General features: G+C 39.6%; 17 protein-coding genes and 1 pseudogene. 6 read left to right on the top strand and 12 right to left on the bottom strand.

Annotated elements, in window-relative coordinates; all coding sequences use genetic code 11:
* Window positions 1-200: pseudogene (locus Q368_RS26805) on the bottom strand (hypothetical protein); the annotation flags it as partial.
* Window positions 201-314: 114 nt separating this feature from the next.
* On the opposite strand from Q368_RS26805, the gene Q368_RS0122195 reads away from it, so the two are divergent.
* Window positions 315-593 (top strand): helix-turn-helix transcriptional regulator, encoded by a 279-nt coding sequence (locus tag Q368_RS0122195; protein ID WP_052360352.1) that lies wholly within the window; start codon window positions 315-317, stop codon window positions 591-593.
* A gap of 13 nt (window positions 594-606) precedes the next feature.
* On the opposite strand, the gene Q368_RS25235 is transcribed toward Q368_RS0122195, so the two are convergent.
* Both Q368_RS25235 and Q368_RS0122190 read right to left on the bottom strand, forming a co-directional pair.
* Window positions 607-804, bottom strand: a complete 198-nt coding sequence (locus Q368_RS25235) for a hypothetical protein (RefSeq protein ID WP_084158974.1) — start codon at window positions 802-804, stop codon at window positions 607-609.
* 40 nt (window positions 805-844) lie between these two features.
* The gene (locus Q368_RS0122190; RefSeq protein WP_029461210.1) at window positions 845-1,075 is read right to left on the bottom strand and encodes a hypothetical protein; all 231 of its coding nucleotides are present in this window, start codon (window positions 1,073-1,075) and stop codon (window positions 845-847) included.
* A 399-nt stretch (window positions 1,076-1,474) separates the two neighbouring features.
* Here Q368_RS0122190 and Q368_RS0122185 point away from each other — a divergent pair, with 399 nt between their 5' ends.
* Window positions 1,475-2,011: a MucR family transcriptional regulator gene (locus Q368_RS0122185; protein WP_029461209.1), complete on the top strand. Its 537-nt coding sequence runs from the start codon at window positions 1,475-1,477 to the stop codon at window positions 2,009-2,011.
* A 140-nt stretch (window positions 2,012-2,151) separates the two neighbouring features.
* Here the strand turns inward: Q368_RS0122185 and Q368_RS26155 are convergent, their stop codons facing one another.
* The 6 genes from Q368_RS26155 to Q368_RS24220 all read right to left on the bottom strand — a co-directional run bounded on the left by Q368_RS26155 (window position 2,152) and on the right by Q368_RS24220 (window position 11,798).
* Window positions 2,152-2,799 (bottom strand): hypothetical protein, encoded by a 648-nt coding sequence (locus tag Q368_RS26155; RefSeq protein ID WP_156955851.1) that lies wholly within the window; start codon window positions 2,797-2,799, stop codon window positions 2,152-2,154.
* Window positions 2,800-2,830: 31 nt separating this feature from the next.
* Window positions 2,831-3,358 carry a phospholipase D family nuclease gene (locus Q368_RS0122175; protein ID WP_029461207.1) on the bottom strand — a complete coding sequence of 176 codons (528 nt, stop codon included), beginning with the start codon at window positions 3,356-3,358 and terminating at the stop codon, window positions 2,831-2,833.
* A gap of 54 nt (window positions 3,359-3,412) precedes the next feature.
* Window positions 3,413-3,736 carry a ComEA family DNA-binding protein gene (locus tag Q368_RS0122170; RefSeq protein WP_029461206.1) on the bottom strand — a complete coding sequence of 108 codons (324 nt, stop codon included), beginning with the start codon at window positions 3,734-3,736 and terminating at the stop codon, window positions 3,413-3,415.
* 339 nt (window positions 3,737-4,075) lie between these two features.
* Window positions 4,076-4,540: a thermonuclease family protein gene (locus Q368_RS26150; protein WP_156955850.1), complete on the bottom strand. Its 465-nt coding sequence runs from the start codon at window positions 4,538-4,540 to the stop codon at window positions 4,076-4,078.
* A 252-nt stretch (window positions 4,541-4,792) separates the two neighbouring features.
* Window positions 4,793-10,411, bottom strand: coding sequence for a TOTE conflict system archaeo-eukaryotic primase domain-containing protein (locus tag Q368_RS25230; RefSeq protein ID WP_162179674.1), 5,619 nt, complete (start codon window positions 10,409-10,411; stop codon window positions 4,793-4,795).
* A 961-nt stretch (window positions 10,412-11,372) separates the two neighbouring features.
* A complete protein-coding gene (locus tag Q368_RS24220) occupies window positions 11,373-11,798 on the bottom strand; it encodes an EamA family transporter (protein ID WP_052360350.1) in 426 nt (141 codons plus the stop codon).
* 393 nt (window positions 11,799-12,191) lie between these two features.
* Here Q368_RS24220 and Q368_RS25225 point away from each other — a divergent pair, with 393 nt between their 5' ends.
* Entirely contained in the window at window positions 12,192-13,085 is an 894-nt protein-coding gene (locus Q368_RS25225) for a LysR family transcriptional regulator ArgP (protein WP_084158973.1), read from the top strand.
* Here the strand turns inward: Q368_RS25225 and Q368_RS26145 are convergent.
* Both Q368_RS26145 and Q368_RS26140 read right to left on the bottom strand, forming a co-directional pair.
* Window positions 13,036-13,299, bottom strand: coding sequence for a hypothetical protein (locus Q368_RS26145; protein WP_156955849.1), 264 nt, complete (start codon window positions 13,297-13,299; stop codon window positions 13,036-13,038). The two genes, Q368_RS25225 and Q368_RS26145, sit on opposite strands and share 50 nt — an antisense overlap.
* A gap of 54 nt (window positions 13,300-13,353) precedes the next feature.
* A complete protein-coding gene (locus tag Q368_RS26140) occupies window positions 13,354-14,496 on the bottom strand; it encodes an archaeosine biosynthesis radical SAM protein RaSEA (protein WP_156955848.1) in 1,143 nt (380 codons plus the stop codon).
* A gap of 461 nt (window positions 14,497-14,957) precedes the next feature.
* Between Q368_RS26140 and Q368_RS24215 the strand changes: the two genes are divergently transcribed.
* The 3 genes from Q368_RS24215 (at window position 14,958) to Q368_RS26135 (ending at window position 17,766) form a co-directional block, all read left to right on the top strand.
* Window positions 14,958-15,377, top strand: a complete 420-nt coding sequence (locus Q368_RS24215; RefSeq protein ID WP_245611453.1) for a helix-turn-helix domain-containing protein — start codon at window positions 14,958-14,960, stop codon at window positions 15,375-15,377.
* 929 nt (window positions 15,378-16,306) lie between these two features.
* On the top strand, window positions 16,307-17,509 hold the full coding sequence (locus Q368_RS25220; protein ID WP_084158972.1) for a tyrosine-type recombinase/integrase: 1,203 nt from the start codon (window positions 16,307-16,309) through the stop codon (window positions 17,507-17,509).
* A gap of 11 nt (window positions 17,510-17,520) precedes the next feature.
* Complete coding sequence (locus tag Q368_RS26135; protein ID WP_156955847.1) at window positions 17,521-17,766, top strand: helix-turn-helix transcriptional regulator; 246 nt, start codon at window positions 17,521-17,523, stop codon at window positions 17,764-17,766.
* A 263-nt stretch (window positions 17,767-18,029) separates the two neighbouring features.
* Here Q368_RS26135 and Q368_RS0122160 read toward each other — a convergent pair whose 3' ends face one another.
* Window positions 18,030-18,260: a hypothetical protein gene (locus Q368_RS0122160; RefSeq protein WP_156955846.1), complete on the bottom strand. Its 231-nt coding sequence runs from the start codon at window positions 18,258-18,260 to the stop codon at window positions 18,030-18,032.
* Between the last annotated feature and the right edge of the window lie 452 nt (window positions 18,261-18,712).

Genomic DNA, 18,712 nt, shown 5'->3' with positions numbered 1-18,712 from the left:
GCCGTGAGACGCGCTTCTATTTCCGCCCAATGATTCAGGAAGGGGTCAGGCCGTGTTCGCCAGTCCCGTACCTCCTTCATTTCAGAGGGGAGTCTGCCTTCCTTGAGATACTTTGCCGCCGTATTGCGGCTCATGCCGGCCTTGAGCCCGGCTATTCCGGTCAGCCCTGTTTTGGTCTTCTCTCGCATCAGCTTTCTCACCTGCGCATCCGTTATCATTTCAGCTGGTTACCATCTTTCCCGGGGGGAGACAGCCGCCAGCCTCCAAGGGGAGGTGGATGCACAATTCTAATTGTCGCTGATGCTCAGGAGTAATTGTCGCCGATCAGCCTGACCCAACTGGAACTGGCTGAAAAGGCCAATTTGTCCTTGAAGCACCTCGGGGAAATCGAACGCGGCCGGGGCAATCCCACCCTTGAAAGCCTTCACAACTTATCAGTCGCGCTCGATATCTCCCTAATGAAGTTGTTTGACCTCGAAGTTGACTTATTTACAACAGAGGTGACGGAAGAACTTGCCATTGGCATTGTTCAGTCGGCATCGCCGAGCGATAAGACAAAGATCCTTAAGATATTGACTGCCCTGACAGAATAGATCCAGCTAGTCATTAATCATAGAACTTCGGGTCACTATCCGTGACTTTCAGGCCATTGAACCGACCACGAACATTTTTTTCTTCCTTTTTGATTGCATTTCGCACATTATCCCGACCAACAATAATGCCACCGCCGTGAGCAATTGTTTTAAACACACCGCCAACGACGACACCCAAAGCGATTCCGGCGATAAATTTAAAAAGCATCATATTCCAAGCCTCCATGAAAACAGATTAGATGACCAGGACTTCAGTCTTTGCCCTTTGGAGCAGCGGCTAGCAGATCAAGATATTCCCTGAAAGTTGCCGCGAGATGCATGCCTATCTCTGCCCACCGTCGCACAAACACTCCCTGCACGCCTGAATCTGCCGCGCCCATAACATCAAAAAGGTGTTCGATGGGCTGAAACCGCTTGGTGATCTCTTCGATCTCTTCGATCAATTCGAGCGTCTTGGCGTTAGATTCTGCTTCGGTCGGCATGGTCACCTCTTGGCCCAGGAGATCGGGGACCAGGGAAGGATACCCTCGGGGCAAGGGCCAGGTCACGGGGCTGGGCAGCTGACGGGGAGGCCGAGGCAATTGGCAGAGCCTCCGGCCGAATCGGACTTTGGGCCTAGGCGACCCACCCTTGCGTTTTTGAGGGGAGGGGCCAGGGCAATCTACCCCACACGAGGAAAGCCCCAGGACGGGGCCGTAGGGCGCGAATCCAAGGGGTGCCCAGAGGTCCGGGACCGGGGATACTGGTCGACCGACCCCATCGGGGCAACAGAATATCAATTAATGAGCAAAGCTCATGAACATAAATTTCATTTCACGTTGACAGAAAATCACCTTAAAGCTATCTGCCGAAAAGATCATTCAGCCATAAAGGAGTTAACCATGATCGATAAAGAAATTTGGGCAGAGGCTTTAAATCTGGCAAAAGACCAACTTCGCCATGGCAAAGTTCATTTCAGCGAGCTGGAAGTCGTAGCAAAGAGCATTTACGAAAAGCTGACTGCTCTCAGCGCCGGCCCGATCATTGACGTCCAGCCCGAGCCCATGAAGCAAATCGAAGCTGCGCAGCATGTGAAGACCAAGAAAGGTGTCAAATGTGCCGTTTGTGGCGTAGAATTTAAGGTTTTAGGCACGAAACATCTTGAGTCTCATGGCTTGACTCGTAAAGAGTACATGGACAAGTACGGCGTTACCAAGAAAGATATGTCTGTTAAGATTGCCCGAAAAACGCTGACTGGCGAAAACAATCCCCTCAAGCAGATTCAGATGATCATGAAGGAATTTGGAATTAAGCGCGGAGATGTTACTCAGTTTGTTCTGGACAATGGTTTTGACGGCATGAAATCGCTTGCTGCTACCGCTAAAGAAAAGAATGTTGGCATTCTTGAGTTGCTGAAAGTTCCTGCTGAAGCAAAATAGACCAAGATCGACAAAAAATAGTTAGGCCCAAGCAAGAAGCCCACGTCTTCCATGTCAAAGTGGACGGCGTGGGCTTTTTTATCTTCAACCATCCACAAGAAACCACGCCGCAGTTTCTCTAACGGCGAATCAAATAAAATTTAGGAAGACGCCTTCTTTGCAAGCTCAGAATTTATTGAGACGATTAGCTTGTGAAAATCCTGTTTGTTCATTCTGGCATATCCATCATCATACGTCATTGGGATCTTATTATAGGGAGAGACTTTGCAAAAAACAAGAATAGCTCCTCCCCATTCACGCCGAACTACGCGAGAGCCCTTTGGCAATGGTTTTCCGCCATGCTCACCTGCATCATAAAAAGACCTATCTACATACTTGCCGTTAACAACGGCCAACTCCTCATAATCATTGGAATGCTGGCCATAAACACCTGTTGGCTCAAGATTTTCGAGTTCTAATCGAAAATACGAAAGCTGTTGCTCTGTCCCGATAGAATCGAAGGAAAGACATCGTGGTTTAACAATATGAGGGACTGAAGAAAAATCTATTTCTATGCAATCAGTTTCCAAGCCAGAAAAACGACAACCCTCAAGATCAAGACCACCACCATTTGGGAAAAAAGAATGGTTAGCAATTTTAAATTTTCCAATACAATCTAAAACACTAACGATGTCGTTTGGCTCGACCCATTCGCAATACAAAGGCACACCGACTGGGAACATCTCCGATAGCATGCGATTCCATGAGTCCAGAGATTCTTTATCGAAATAAGGATTTCTTGTACGCATACGTCCTCCACGAACAATTTCTTCCAACGTATCACAATTCTTCTGAATGCTCTTTGTGCTGTCGCCAATTCACCAAATAGAGCTTAGCCAAAGTCTCATCCCGAATGATCAGCAGGTTCTCAGCGTTCTTCTCTTCGGCCGCCTTGGTGAAGTTAAACGACCCCGTGATCACAGTCGAACCATCGATGATCATCACTTTATTGTGGGCGATGGCATGCTTGTCGTCAATCCAGACTGGGATGCCTTCATTCTTAAGAAACGTCGCCCCAGTATAGGTAGCTTTTCTTTGACTTTTATCGAGAATGGCTTCGACCTTTACTCCCCGGCGAGAGGCATCAACAAGGGCCTTGGCTATTGGAGCAGAGGTAAAGCTGTAAGCTTGTACATAGATTGTCTCTTTAGCTTGACCAATGGCATCAACGATTGCTTGCTGTGCGCCACTCTTTGGAGAAAAGTACACACTAACAGGCGTGTTATGAAGAGTTATGTCATAGGCCTGGAGGGCTCCTGGGCAAACTAGCCAGAAGCACACAATCAGGGCTGAGAGGCAAAATTTCATTGGAGCACCTTTGCGGGGGCAAGAGAATGCCTCGCCCCCGCTTACTTGACTTGCCTACTTCTGCTTGGCGATGACCTTGTCTTTGATCTTGTCATAGGTTGCGCCAGGGATGATCTTTTTGGAAACAAGCTGGTCCTTCTTGGCGTAGGGGCGGCCCTCAATAATCTTCTTGGAATAGGCGTCACCAATGCCAGGCAGGGATTTAAGCTGATCTTCGGTCGCGGAATTCAGGTCAATAAGCTCGGCCTTGGCGGCAGGAGCTTCGACTTTTGCCGGGGAGGCCGTGCTCGGAGTGATGGCTTTCTGCCCAGCAATGCCCGCAGAAGCCATGCAGCAAACCAGCAGCAGAGCAACGATAAGCAAATACGCTTTCTTCACGGGGAATTCTCCTGGATTCAGGGTTGAAAAGGGGAGAACGCCTGCCCCAGCCTATTTGAAATTGTGCTGCGCACGGTACGCCTTGACCATTGGGTCGGTGACGTCCTTTGGGTAACAGAGCGGAGACCGGCCACCCGGTCGGCTGTAGGCACTTCTCCCGCCGCAATTCCTACCGTTGCGCATGGTGTTGTAGGGACATGGGCAATTGCCAGGGTACGAACTGATAGACTCCTTGATTATCATGTCTCGGACTTCTTGGTCCGTGACTGCGAAGGATAAGGCAGGGCCTAGAACCAAGGCAAGCGTCAAGAAAAGTCTCTTCATGATACCAACCCAAGTTTATTGATTTTTGTCTGCCCATAATCCTCTTTTCTCGTCCCGGCATTGAAGCTCCCAGGCATGCCAAGACACGCATTCCATCGTCCCACGCTTTCGGCATGTGGCGACATCAACTGAGGCAAGACAGGCTTTCGTTACGACGTCGGCCAAATCTTCCTGCCCGACAATCACTCGCGCGATGACTTGGCCGTTTGGCTCTTGGTAGACGGGCAATACCTCGGCTACGTCTCCCCACTGATAGCACCATGAGGTTGTTCGCCGCCGCGCAGCATCTCCAAGTGGATTCCCTGGGACAGGAGCTATGACCGCGTAGAGCTTGATCCGTTCGATTTTTCCATCTGGCTTGGCGATGTCCAAGGTTGTGCCGTCGAGGACGTTGACGACCTTTCCCTGCCAGGAGTCTGCCGCCAAAGAGGAGATAGGAAGAAGTGCAAAGACCAGCAGAAAGGCGAAAGATCGAATCATGGTTATGGCCCTTTGCACCATCATTCTCGTGACGAGAGATTATCCAACATTTGCAGCAGGTAGTAGTAGCTTTTATGCACATTATAAGCGTAACAAGAAATAGCTGTACAATTCAATTAGGTAGATTCTACGCCACTAAAACAATCTAAATTATACCAAGAAAACAATTTATACATTAAAAAATTGCAAATTAGTTGCATAGTCGTTTTAATATGACAAATTAACTGCAAAAAAAGTTTCAAAATAAATGACTCAATGAGAGAAATGCTCTTTTATTATAGAAAACAAAGCTTTCGCATCACTTTCTTTCGGAATCATTGTAAATAATTTAAAGCAGTGCTTAGTAACAGTCCGGCGTCGAACAAGTAAATTCCTAGATTTGAAGTTTATGTGGTCCTCATATGGATAACCATGCCTAAGTTGAGTCAACTCAAAAAATTTAGATATTTCATCTTTATTAATAAGCTCTTGAAATCTTCGTTGGCTTTGTTTTGATATTTTTGTGTTATTATCAACTGTATTTTCATGATCCCGAACGAAGACCACTGCGTCAACTGAAATTTCAGGGATATCTGTTGAGACTTCACTAAAAATGGCTGGCAATTGACTTTCAATTCTATTCTTTCCAATGTCTGTGCTCATTATAGCAATAAATCTAATTTTTTTTATTTTACACAGAGAACTAATAAATTCTTGCTTATTGCGAGAAATATCAAAGTAATGATTTTTTTCAACTATGCTTGGCAAAGGATTGTTGTTTAAATAATATTTACCAAAAGAATCTAGAATTTGCGTGCCAGATACTATCAATTCAACTAGAATAATTAGCTCTGACTGACTATAGTCTATTGCTTCTAATTTATTCACCCATAATTCAGTTTCGAGTCTCCTAAAGTCAAGATCAAAGTTTGGAATGATCCGATGAAACCCTCCTCCATCTGCAAACCTCTTTATTGTTCCCAGGATAGTATTTGGACGTTTTTGGCATTCGTGAGCCATTTGTACAAACTTGTTGATATCAATAGCGCTGTATGCCCGATGAGCAGCGATAACGTCAATAAGAGCTGCATGATAATGTTGTGGGAAAATCATGAGCCAATTTAACAAGTCATTTTTAATTTCATCTTCGTTGTAATTATCATTATGACACTTTAAAACATCAATGGCCGTATCAAACTTATCAAGATTTTCTAATTTTTTTAAAGCAGGAGAAAAATTTTCAAACAGCATAACATTTGTTCCAAAATATGGAAATTCATTGTCGTAAATTTTTTTTCTAGCTTTAATTACCTCGCAACACCTGACAATCTGATGAGGAACGACAGCGATCAGGTACTCGTTCTGGATCGAACTTTTAATTAAAAAGCATGTGTTATTTACAAGATCGCCAGCGTGTTCTATTGACAATGCAGATAACTCTATATCAGAACCAATGAAAAATATCAAAACACTAACATCTTGAGGCTTGTCAAAGATGTAAACCAAGCTATCCCCAATTTCAAGTTCTGACGCCACAGAGTCATCAAATGTAATTTTTACAGGATCTAAAGCAATAGAAGAACTAAGTCTAAATAAAGCATCTAAGTCAACTGTATCTATAACTATTTCGTCAGCATACTCATTACTCATCCCTTCAGTTCCACTTTCAAAAAACGTATTAATTATGGTTAATATTCTGAATAGTTCAAGCCGCAACAGATCAGCGACATGACGGACAAAATGTTCCTTGCCTGTCATCTCGATAAAAAATTCAATACTGTCAATTACGAGATAAAAAATTCTGTCTAAAGAACTCTCACAATCGTAAAGCATTAAATTGTTTACGCCAAACATTAACTTTATCTTGTCAAGTTTTCTTGAGCCAAATAAAGAATTATAATCATTTAAGACGTCATATATAATTGAACTTTTGAAAGAAATAGAGCTGCCTAGTCGATGTGTAACTATAGCATTAATTTTTGCAGCTTCTACATGATAAGGCCAAGTATAATCCATCTCTGCGCTTGGAGAAGATATGGCGCTCAATAGCTTGAAAGTAGCTTCGTAGTCATTCCTGCAATGATAGGGGATTAGTCGCTTGCTATATTCTTCTGATGTGAATTTTAAATTTCTAAAGGCAGGTAACACCGTGTGTTTTGAAACAGATATGGCCTGAGACAATATCTTTAAAAAATTTAAACGGTTATTCTCTAGCATCTCATCATAATTATAGCTATGAAGCACTGAGTCATGTATTGCTTCTGGGAGCAATGGTTCGTCGAAAGAATGCGTAAAATACTCCAGTTTACTTGCATAGATAAACTTACTATCTTTTGTATCTGTCAGTCGATTTGAAATTATTTCTAAGTTTTCCTTTGCGGCGCAAATAGCGGCAATAAGTTTAAAAAAATCGTCTTTTAAAAATAATTTATCTATAGGAGCGAACTTGTCTGTGTGGTACTTTTTTTTGGTAATATCAAATATTTCATCCGAAAGATAGCCGCAGATGGGTTCAGAAGTAGCTTGATGGTGAACAACTGAATTGACTCGGTTCGTCTTGTGCCGGATTAGAATTTCATTGTCTTTTTTTAGCACAAGCCTGTCATTGTATATTATATTTTTTACACATACATTTTTATCTGGAAAAGGAAAAACTTCTTCTGGATCTGAAGCCATCCATCGCAAATATTCATATTTTTCAGCATTGAAATATTTACCAACAATACTTTTTATATCATCAGAAATTATTTCTTTTCCAGGGTTTTCGGTTATGCAAACGAGAATTAGAATATTTTTTTTGAAATTTTCATAAAGTTGTAGCTCGCAATTAAATCCTGGAACAATACCATCGACAACGCCGAGCGCAAGTAGTGACATTATCCTTTTAAAGTCTATCGGTATTTTTGAAGCTTTTTCTAGCCAACGCTTATGGTTTACAATATCACGCGCCTTGGGCAGACGCTTATTCATAAAACAAACCATATTCTGCCATACTAATTCGACTCTGCCAAAATTGTCGTTGTTGCTTGGAAGAATAGAAAATAAACAGCAAGCAAAATGATAGTCGTCAAGCAATTCATCTGATATAAAAATTGGATCATAAGTTCTAAAATCAGTAGACCCGATGTAATTGTACATTTTGTTAAAGAATATGTCACCAAGTTTACTGCAAAATCTCCCGTCTCCGATATCATTGACAGCGATTCTTGAGCATAAACTGATAAAATCAGCGTGATTTAAACCTATAAGAAGATCAACAATACCTTCTTCTGCCGCAGAAGATTCACCAAGCGACAAGCCAACGGGGAGCGCATTGATAATCATTTGCAAATCCATTTTTTTAAAAAATCCAACATCAAAAAATCGTTTATTCTGCAGCATTAATACTAAAATTGTTTCTGCTTCTGCTTTTGAAAGCTTCTTTTTAATATAATATAATAAGATATTTCTAATTGAGTCACTTTCTTCTGGAGACAAACAGATCCCTTGAATATGTACAAGCAAAGAATTTAAAAAAACTTCTCGTTTCAACCCCTCTAAAGACAAAACCAACAGATTTGACCCTAACTCTACCAAATGCTTTGGAATATAGTGTGCAAAAAAATTTCTAAACATGGATCCTCGGCCAAGTTTTAAATTAAGGACATAGTCCTCCAGGCCTTTTAATCTTCCTTCAACAAGGGGGTGGTCTGAAAAATGTGTTAGAAAAAAAGATATATTTTCATTCTTTATGTCTTTCGTCTTCCCTCCGTCTAGCAAGCCAAAAAGTTCTTTCAAAGATCTGTCTAGTGCCGCTTTTGTCGAAAGGTTAAGGCTTGTGTGGTCAATGGTATACTTTGCGTTATCAATATAATCGTCAAACTTGCCTCGGTAGTCTTTAACTTTTCCGTAGTATGATTTATCTGTATTGATCTCAAGATTTAAATTGCTTAAAAAAGATATGATATTTTTATTTAATTCAAATGCTTTGTCTTCTGAGTCAATTACAATAAAAATATCGTCTACGTATCTAAAATATTGACCAAAATCTTCAGCTATCATTCGCTCTACATATTTGTCGAAATCCATTAAATAAACTTCGGCTAAATACCTCGCAAAAGCAGGTCCTTGAGGGACTCCTGAAATATCTTCAACCGTCTCATCGCAAACTGAAACAAGCAGCTTTCCTATATTTTCTATAGTCGCTTTAGATATTGGATTGAGATTGCTAAAAATTTTTCTAATAGCTGCTGTAGGGCCGTCAACAATCTTAACTCTCAACAATTGTCTATCGATTGACGAATAGAAAGATCTTATGTCTAGCTTGATGAGGAAGCATTCGGCCATGACTTCATCTTCGACTACAGAAGAGATTCCTTTTTTAAATATTCTCCATTGCTGCAGCCAAGGATAAAATATATTTTCATTTGAATAGTTTTCATTAAATTTGTACCCATAGCTATTTTCCGAAAACCCAATATAAAAAAAAGAATGGAGGCACTTGATCAAAAACTTTGTCACTACCTTATCTTCAGGAGACAGTGAAATAAGTGTCCTTACTGAGTTTTCTTCATTTCTAAAGAATTCATAGTGACCTTTAAAGCAATACATTCCTTTCAAAGCACTATCACATAACACAACTAATTGATCGATGTTTATATTTTTGAGTTTTGATTCAATAATAAATAACGGCACCTCGTCATTTTGTCGTGTGTACTTAAGGGTTGAGTTCGTTACTCTTCTGATGTCTTCTTTTGTTGATTCAAATGGATTGTATGCCTTTATTGTGACCCCCGAAATAATCTCAACAGGAGACTGGATATTTTTATAAATACACGTACACTCGACGTCAGGAAATAATGCCTTTAAATAACGACATGTTATCGGCTGTAAATTTAGATTCTTAAGCTTTTTTATTGTCAACTCTTCTTTAAAATTAGGCATGCGTGAAAAAAAATCGAGCAGTAGCTTTTTTCCAAAAGCACTATCAGTATCTGTCGTTACTTTATTTAACAAGCCAACGATGATGGTACGGCTTTTTTCAGGAAAAGAAGAGTAAGCGGTTGATATTATCGTATTTAAAATAGAGCAATTTGATAATTCTTGCAATACATCGTCAAGGTTTTTTGAATTTTCTTTATCAATGCCAATAGATCTTGTCTTCACGTAGCGATTAAAGTTTGTAGATTCATCGGCAGACAGGCTTATACCGAGTGCTTTAACAACGTCTTTTGGCTTTTGAAGTTTATAGTTTTCTAAAATTCTTATTTGGTTTTTAATGAATTCAGGCCCAATTTCTGCAACCGATAAGTCTTTAATTGAAATACCGCTTAGTTCGTCGATAAAATAGCAATACTTATTTGACTTCCTGTGAACAGAAATTGGAATCTTTACTCCTTGACCGATGCCCTTTTTTAAAAATTGGGGGGTAGCAGGAAAAAAATCAATTGCAAATTCACGAGGCACAATTATGTTTTCACAGATTGTTTTTAAAATTCTATGACCAAGATCTTTCAGTATTGGCTCGCTAAAGACAATCCACAAGTGAAAACCTCTATTGCCAGAAAATTCAACTAAACTATCAATATTTTTGCTGTTTAGAAATTCATAGGTCTCAGCGACAATCTTAATCAATCTATCATAATAATCTTCTTTTAGGATGAGAAAATCAGGGGCGGCAATAAAATTACTCGAAATATCGAAGTCCAAACAACACCATTTAATTTTTTTAGAATCAAGCATTTGATACGTAAGGAAGCTTAGTCCGTTGAGTATCATATGCCTGATTGTGTATTTACTAATCCTTAAGTATCGCGTATGATACAACCCGTTTGCATCTTGTATAGCATATGCATTTTGCCTCGCTACAAAATGAGAGAAAACGAGAGATGAAAGCTTGTTTATTGAATCCATTTCTATTTCCATGGTTGGTAATTTTGTTTATAAAAAACAGTAGATAAAACCGCATTGTTTTTTAAAATTTCATACGTGATTAAGCAGATTAATATGTTGTGTTTCGTCAAAAATTTCTAAAAATTTACTACAAAGAGGCTACAGCACATTGAGAACATATTGACTGATTGTCGCCTGAGAAGTTTTTCCCTTCCAAACCAGGGAAGGATAGCATGCCTGCCACATGATGATCTTAGCGGGTAGCATTTGTCAACCTAACATATCAACAATTCACCCGAAATCAACAAATTGACCCTCACTTGATACTATTCTTACCCATTAGTACAGGGATACTATTCTCCTGACAATACCGCCTTAGCAGGCTTTGTGCCCTCAGCTTCCGTACTTTTTCCGCATAGAGAAAAGAGTCTCCCAGGTGCCTTTATCTCGCCTTTATCACACGCGCAGCCCTCTGCGCATTGGGTAGCGCCTCGCCACACCCTCATTTTCCAGTTCATTTCGTCCGCTCGGCCCAACCAGCTCCGGCATCCCAAAATTTCAAATTTCGACGAATCCGCAGCATCCTCCCGAAATAACACATGATCCACATAAAATCCGCGTTCTAATTTGTTCAAAATTTATCAACACACTGAAATTCCAGAAAATTTCAGAAAATCAGCGCCGATACACTGGCAAGATGGGGTAAAAGGGGCGGGGGTGAGGATTGCGGATAGTGATCAATTTACACGGGCAACTGATCATCTTACAAGACCGCATGGCTATCAGCGAATTCGAACAGCACCGGCTGAAAAATATTCTGTGCAAAGGTGTGACAAGAAGGGGTTGCCTTTTCATATCAGTGATCAGCTTTAGTAGGGCTTCATGATCACCCCTGTGCCGCATACCGTGGAAATGTTCAAAAAAAACAAAACCCAACTAGTCTGACACAACACGTTTACATAACTAAATAAACACGAACTACTCACCTCTTAACCAATACAAGACCGATTATACACAGAATCACTCCAACAAAGTTGGTTTTTGTAAAATTTTCTTTATATATCAGCAATCCCACAGGCAAGAGAAATATTGCTACAGAAATATTTGAAAAAACAGCAGCGATACTTATATCCCACCCAGCCCTATAGGCAAGCAAGAAACCAATTTCAAGGCCAACAATCGCAAAACCTAACGCAACACTAGGCCACAAAGAAAGTCTAAAGTGCTCGGCAAGTGTTATATTGGTATTGTAAAATGGAAACAATATTAATGAAAATACTATAGCTGTAATATATGTTATAACGAGAGAAATAAACGGGTTAAATTGTTGAGGTATAGATTTTTGGAACACATGATAAAAAAGATTCGACAAAACCACTATCGCGATTGACATATAATATGTTCCCATCAACATCTCCTTCATCTATCAACTTCATACAACATATGCACCACAAACAAACATGCATTGCTTTACAACATAGGTTGCGAAGGATATTTAGCCTTCGATTATACGTTGTCTCTAGACTGTAGACATAATTACAGCGCTCTAAAAATGCACACTTCCGCCAAAAAAAGCATATTGCGCTTTGATTTATTTCTTGCTACGAGAAAGTGCCAGTAAACTCAGGACACCCTAGGGTTTCAACACTCTGTAATACGGACTAAACGCAATCTTCCAGCATTATAACTAGGCCTTCACCCCTTACATCTTAACCCGCACCTTCTTTACCACAGCGAAAAATGTTGGCACGGCAATTCCATAAGCAAAACTAATCAAAACAAAATATTATCTGGATACCTTATGATAGATGGCAACATGCTTGAAGCTCTTGGCCTAGTCCTTGAGTGTGGTGGTTTTGAAAAAGCTGCGAAGGCTTTATTTATTTCGCAATCGGCGGTGTCCCAACGCATCAAGCAGCTAGAAGAGTATATGGGACAAGTTCTTATCGTGAGGACATCCCCGCCCAAACCAACTCCTGCTGGTCGGCAACTTCTAAAACATTACAAGCAAGTAAAATATCTCGAAGAGGATGTTTTATCAAGATTAATATCTGGCACTGAAAAAAAATATACCATTCTCAATTTGGGTGTTAATGCTGACAGTCTGGCGACTTGGCTTTTTAATATTGTCAATAAGTTCTACGAAGACAACACGGTATTGTTCCATTTCATTGTTGACGATCAAGACGAAACACACAAACTACTTAAGGACGGCGATGTCGTAGGATGCATAAGCTCGAGCGATAGCATTGTCCAAGGATGCTCATGTGATTACATCGGAGCAATGCAGTATAAATTTGCAGCGAGTCCTTCTTTTTGTCAAAAGTGGTTTAACAGTGGAATTGAATTTGATAATGCGGCGGCAGCCCCGACCATAAACTACAACACAAAAGATACAATTCATCATCAATTGTTTAAAAATATTTTTCAGAAATCTCCTGCAAAATTTAACACACACTACATTCCATCCTCCGAACAACTATTGAAAGCAGTCAAATGCGGACTAGGCTACGGTGCCGTACCAAGTATCCAGGCTGAAGGTTATTTTAAAACAGGTGAACTTATAGACCTTTTTCCAGGGATATATATCGACATCAATCTTTACTGGCACTACTGGAATATTGATCTCCGTTTTTTGAAAAAATTTACAAAGTTTCTAGCCGAGCAGTCAAAGCAGATTTTAAAACCTTATTAGCGATGCTGCTTTCCGTATCATGGAAAGCTTTTATCTTTTCTAAAGTTTCGATAAGGACACTGCACAACGACTCTAAAGATTCCTCATGCACTCCAATACACCCTCTGCTTCCGTTGTCATTTTCAAAACGCAACAAAATCATTTTCATTTCTGGTGAAAAACACGGGTTGAAAAATTTCACCACAAAAGGAACCTGCGAATCGAGTCTGGACATACAACCCTCCATTTGATCGTGCTACACATTTGGCCTAACTATACAGTACACAACTTACTTTAGATAACTTGACAATAATTTATCTGCGATAATTTCCGACACTCTTGCATGCAGAGAGGAGTTGGTGTTCAACGATTGTTCATTATATTTTTCCATTTCATATGTCTTTACACACTCACACTTCAATCTTAACATTTCATCAATACTTTTGTTTACGTTAAAAACGTTAATTGCATTATATAAATCACCATTGCACCGATAACAGTTACTTACATAAAGCTGTGGTGTTGGATAAAATTCAAATCCTCCAATCCGCAATTCAAATCCAAAATCATTCAGATCATCTTTTATTTCTTCAATAATATCTTTTAATATCCACCCGCTTGGAATTCTGTAGATGCCTTGTGAATAAAAATAATCCACAAGCGTCCATTTCTGTATACTTGTCGGCTCAAGAGAAACCACATCTGCCAAATGTTTTAGCTTTTTCAAGCTCTCAACCACATCGGCAATTGATTCATTAATTGTCAAAAACAATGGTTTTACAGTAATATATGTCAGCAGTTTAAAATTATACTTCTTGACCACCTCGGCAGCCTTTACATAATCACCAAACGAGAATCCTTTGTTAATACAGAGATCTCTTACAATTTCTGATCCAGACTCTAACCCAATTCCGATTTCCACTGAGGTTGACTTCAATAGACTACTCATGACTTGCATTGCGCTTTCAGTAACAAACTCTGGCCTGCTCTCAACAATGATGTGTTTTATATTCGCATCAGCATCAATTATTTTCAAAATTTCTGCAAAATCGTAATCTCTTATCTCCTCTCGGCTTAACAAAGACCCTGCATTGTAAATACATACGATTGGGAATTCTTTAAAATCATATTTCGCGTATTCTGTCTTGAACTGTTGCAGGTGAGCGCCTTCTGGCATAAGATCACCTTTTGTTGTTCCATGAAAATGCCCACACATAGAACATCCGCCATAGTCTAACTTACACCACGAACACCCAACCCCTCTTAAATAGAAAATTATTCTCTTAACCTGCTTACCGTCTAAGTATCCTGTACTTATTGACGAACTAGCAACTGTTGTCATCTCATAATTTTTAGATTTGTACGAATTATTTTTTTTAAGTTTTTGAATCATATGAGTCAAAACACGGTGCCCGTTAGTAGTAGCTTCCATTAAACTTCACCTCTACTCTGAATATAAATAGCTTTATGCCCACGTTGAAGAGATAACTACATAGATACAAAAAGTAAAATTAGTATTTTTCATGGCATATCAGCACGAGTTATTTCAATTTACCTGAAGCAATCTCAAAATTTCCAATAAAATAAGTGGGTAAAGCTGCGGAGAGTGAAGATTGACTATCCCCGGTTGGGCAACATAAATTTTCAACGGAAAGCAAAACCGAGTGGCATTCGTTGACAGGCTGATACCCAATGAGGCGGCAACAACTTCTTTCACCGTAGTGATCGCCACGTCGATTCGACCCACAACGCCCTAATGATTATAAATTATTTTCTAAACACTGCGCACACGAAGACCCCACGGACCTCTCCCATGGACACCTAGGGTTAGGCCCATCAATGGGGCCGCTCAGGTAAACGACCAGCGAGGGCAGGATGGATTTTGAGCTAGCTATGGAACGCATCCAGGCCATTACCGGGTGCCGAACGCAAACAGAATTGGGAAATGCCCTGGGCATTAAGCAGTCCAGCATTTCCGACGCAAAGCGGCGGCAGGTAATTCCTGATGGTTGGTTGGTCACGCTGTTTAGGTGTTATGGTGCAAATCCTTCCTGGATTCTGGGCGAAGCCGAATATCCGTATCTGGTTGAGCACTTAAATCGGGAAAACCCGACGACTGGGATCAAGGTAACGCCTACTTCTCCGTCTCCCGAACAGAATCCCAGACCCACGCCCCGGGAACTTCTAGAGGCTCTACGCGAGCAGATCGGTGACACCTTCGAGATCATCATCGTTCCTGTTGGGACCAAAATCACCCTACCGACTCAGACCAAGACTGTTATTGACTCTGTTGATGCAGACGTAGCTCAATAACAGGCTCTGTACCGACCGAATTAAGGGTGAGTTGATACTGTTTGCAGATTGACAGCAGTATATGAGAAGGCAAACCTGCTCTTAACTTCCGACGTGACGGGGTGGAGGTGGCAGCCAAGATTGATGACCTGTGGAAAGTCAAGAAAATCATGTGCCGGTTCGACCTGAGCAACAAATTCGGCGCTATTAGCTTACCCGCACTGCCCGACACGAAACATCACCCATCCGATCCTTCCCACACAACGCGCAGCCCTCTGCGCATTGTGTAGCGCCTCGCCACGCCCTCATTTTCCGGCTCATTTCGCCCGCGCGGCCCAACCCGCCCCGGCCTCCCAAAATTTCAAATTTCGACAAATCCGACGCATCCTACCGAAATTACACATGATCCACGGAAAATATGCGTTCAAATTTGTTCAAAATTTTTCAACACACTGAAAATACAGATGAAATTTTGCAATTCCGCCAAACCGGGAAAATCCTGGGGGACAAAACGGGTGGGGAGGACCGGATGACAGGGGGATTTGGGATTGCGGATAAATCGGGTCCGCCAACGATGCCAACAGGCATGGCCCGCTGAAAAATGAAAAAGGGGCCAGGACCATCGGTCCTAACCCCTTGAAATTATGGAGCCAGCGAGGAGACTCGAACTCCTGACCTGCTGATTACGAATCTAACACAACATTCTATATCAAATTGTATTTGTTAATTTTTGCTAATAAATTTAGCAATTTATTCATGTAAAATAGCTCTTTTCTGATTTTTGCTACTACTTACTCACCCCTTCCCCTTCAAAATCTGTACCCATTTTGTACCCAAGGCTTCCCTTGGGTACTTCTGTTTTTGAGATAAATTCTACCAAATTTTGTTTACATTGAATTTTTTTATTTTAAAATATCATTAAACCGCTAAAAAAAGGAGAAAATAGCATCATGATAAAAAATTGGAAATCATGCCCAGGGCATCCTGGAGTAGAATTTTATGAACATCTCACACGGAAAGACGCCACCAACAGAAAACCGGACAGGTATTATCGGATCAGGTATTCTAAAGGAACAAATAAAACAGTCACATCTGGTCTTGGGTGGTCAACCGAAGGTTTTAATGAAAAAAAAGCAACAGATTATCGAACCATGTTCATACAAAATATCCTGACCGGTACAGGTCCAACAAACTTTAAAGAATATAAAGAACATATAATTCAAGAAGAAAATACAAAAAAAGAAATTGAAAAAGAAAATGCAAAATTTTCTTTAACATGTGCGCAAATTTTTGATGAATATTACTTTAAGTACAATACCGTAAAGCCAAATACAAAAAGAACAGAACTTGGCATTTTCAACAATTGGATAAGAAATGAAATCGGCAACTTATCTCTTGCCGAAATTAAATATGATCAACTTCAAAAAGTCAAGAACAAATTAGATCTTGCAAAATCTACACCAAGATTTATTCAGTATACATTTAGTATAATTAGGCACTTATTTAATATTGCAATCAAACATGAAATATATAACGGCAAAAACCCTCTTGATAAAAACTCATTCTTTAAAATTCCAAAAGTCAACAACAGAAAAGAACGCTTTTTAACACACGAAGAAGCCGAAATATTACTAACAACATTAAAAAATATTTCCTACGATTGCTATATGCAATGTTCAATTGCGTTACAAACTGGCATGCGAAAAACAGAAATACTAAATCTAACTTGGGAATGCATTGATTTTAACAACTTACTAATCCATGTCAGAAACACCAAAAACAAAGGGAAAACACGAATCATATCAATGACAACAAAAATCCAAAAAATACTGTTAAATAAAAAATCTATTTCAAAATCAAATTACGTGTTTGGTAAAAAGAAAAATACACCACCAAATGACATTTCAAAAACATTTAATAGAACAATAAAATCATTAGGGTTTAATGCAGATGTCATTGATCCACGCTCCAAGGTCACCTTTCATACTTTACGACACACTTTTGCTAGCTGGGCGATCCAAAACGGCATGGACCTTTTACAATTACAAAAAATGCTCGGACATGAATCAATTACAACCACACTAATTTATGCCCATCTTTCGCCAGAAGCGATGGATAGCGCAAGAAAAATCTTTGAAAATCTTCCATACTAAAGGACAATATCGTGAAAAATAAAAAAAACATTGATCTCGCATATTTAAAGGAAAAGCTTCCAGAGTTCATCATTCGAAGCAAAATTAAGGAAACGCTAGAAAACATCCTTCCTTTTGTATATTCGAAAAAAACCATGGAATACTACGACAATAACAATAAAGGACCCAAAAAAATAAGAATTGGCAGCAAGACTATAGTGTACAAAAAAGATGATTTCATTGCATGGATGGAACAACAGATGCATTATTTAAATTAATCACCTTTAAAATAGCCCATGGAAAGTTACAGGGCTCTATTCAAGTAACACACAATGTCATCGATATCTGAATAAAATTATTGCATTAGAAAAATAGTAAATAAAATGTGTCATTGCCGGTTTTATTTGCAATGACACATTTTTAATTTTTGAAGTGTACAGTATACAAACTGTATCAAGTAGAAATACTAAAACCAATGGCAAAAATAGATATTGCTCAACAAGTATCAGTAATATCTACAAGATTCAAAGTAACTTCAAAATCAATTTGTTGTTTCATTGTTGTTGTCGAAATCGTCGATATAAATTGAGCAATTTTTTGAATATTCAATTGCAACAAACCGACCGTCTTCATTAACAAACACATGGTCAACATCATTATCCATTGAGAATTGAATACAGTGATGTAAAAATTTACAAAATAATTCCTCATCATCGAAAAATACTCTAAACTCAATAAGACCTTCAAAACAATCATCATCAATTGTGGACATAAAATATCCTCCTTTAATTAATTTCAAAAATGTAAACAAATGACGAATAATGCAGACTAATATCTGATTGCGATCATTTGTTGTGGTTTTTACTCATTATACATTTAATTTTTTTGAGGTAAAACAAATTTTAGAGTTTAAGCTTAAGTTTTGGCATGAACTTAATTCTTTTGTTGATGCGGACCACAAATTTTTGCTACTACACCAGGGTGGGTGGGGAATAATCAATTGCTATAAGGCTGCGGATGCCACGGATGCCACGGATGCCAGTTTTTCAATTTCAGTATCAAAAATTTGTTTATATAATTATTTTATTGCTTAATTTAAAAAAATGGTATTCTTGGTATCCATGACACCCGCGCCCTTGCAGTTATTGGTGAAAATACGGACCCCACACAAAAGCATGGTATCCGTGGTATCCGCATTGATTTTCACTTTATTAAAATAAAAAA

The organism is Solidesulfovibrio alcoholivorans DSM 5433, assembly GCF_000702665.1.
Taxonomy (GTDB): Bacteria; Desulfobacterota; Desulfovibrionia; order Desulfovibrionales; family Desulfovibrionaceae; genus Solidesulfovibrio; species Solidesulfovibrio alcoholivorans.
This window is presented reverse-complemented; position numbering and strand designations above follow the sequence as displayed.

Excerpts from the sequence above, each read along its gene's own strand:
- Q368_RS25235 (WP_084158974.1), bottom strand. The coding sequence starts at position 804 with ATGATGCTTTTTAAATTTATCGCCGGAATCGCTTTGGGTGTCGTCGTT.
- Q368_RS0122190 (WP_029461210.1), bottom strand. The coding sequence starts at position 1,075 with ATGCCGACCGAAGCAGAATCTAACGCCAAGACGCTCGAATTGATCGAA.
- Q368_RS0122185 (WP_029461209.1), top strand. The coding sequence starts at position 1,475 with ATGATCGATAAAGAAATTTGGGCAGAGGCTTTAAATCTGGCAAAAGAC.
- Q368_RS26155 (WP_156955851.1), bottom strand. The coding sequence starts at position 2,799 with ATGCGTACAAGAAATCCTTATTTCGATAAAGAATCTCTGGACTCATGG.
- Q368_RS0122175 (WP_029461207.1), bottom strand. The coding sequence starts at position 3,358 with ATGAAATTTTGCCTCTCAGCCCTGATTGTGTGCTTCTGGCTAGTTTGC.
- Q368_RS26150 (WP_156955850.1), bottom strand. The coding sequence starts at position 4,540 with ATGATTCGATCTTTCGCCTTTCTGCTGGTCTTTGCACTTCTTCCTATC.
- Q368_RS25230 (WP_162179674.1), bottom strand. The coding sequence starts at position 10,411 with ATGGATTCAATAAACAAGCTTTCATCTCTCGTTTTCTCTCATTTTGTA.
- Q368_RS24220 (WP_052360350.1), bottom strand. The coding sequence starts at position 11,798 with ATGGGAACATATTATATGTCAATCGCGATAGTGGTTTTGTCGAATCTT.
- Q368_RS25225 (WP_084158973.1), top strand. The coding sequence starts at position 12,192 with ATGATAGATGGCAACATGCTTGAAGCTCTTGGCCTAGTCCTTGAGTGT.
- Q368_RS26145 (WP_156955849.1), bottom strand. The coding sequence starts at position 13,299 with ATGTCCAGACTCGATTCGCAGGTTCCTTTTGTGGTGAAATTTTTCAAC.
- Q368_RS26140 (WP_156955848.1), bottom strand. The coding sequence starts at position 14,496 with ATGGAAGCTACTACTAACGGGCACCGTGTTTTGACTCATATGATTCAA.
- Q368_RS24215 (WP_245611453.1), top strand. The coding sequence starts at position 14,958 with ATGGAACGCATCCAGGCCATTACCGGGTGCCGAACGCAAACAGAATTG.
- Q368_RS25220 (WP_084158972.1), top strand. The coding sequence starts at position 16,307 with ATGATAAAAAATTGGAAATCATGCCCAGGGCATCCTGGAGTAGAATTT.
- Q368_RS0122160 (WP_156955846.1), bottom strand. The coding sequence starts at position 18,260 with ATGTCCACAATTGATGATGATTGTTTTGAAGGTCTTATTGAGTTTAGA.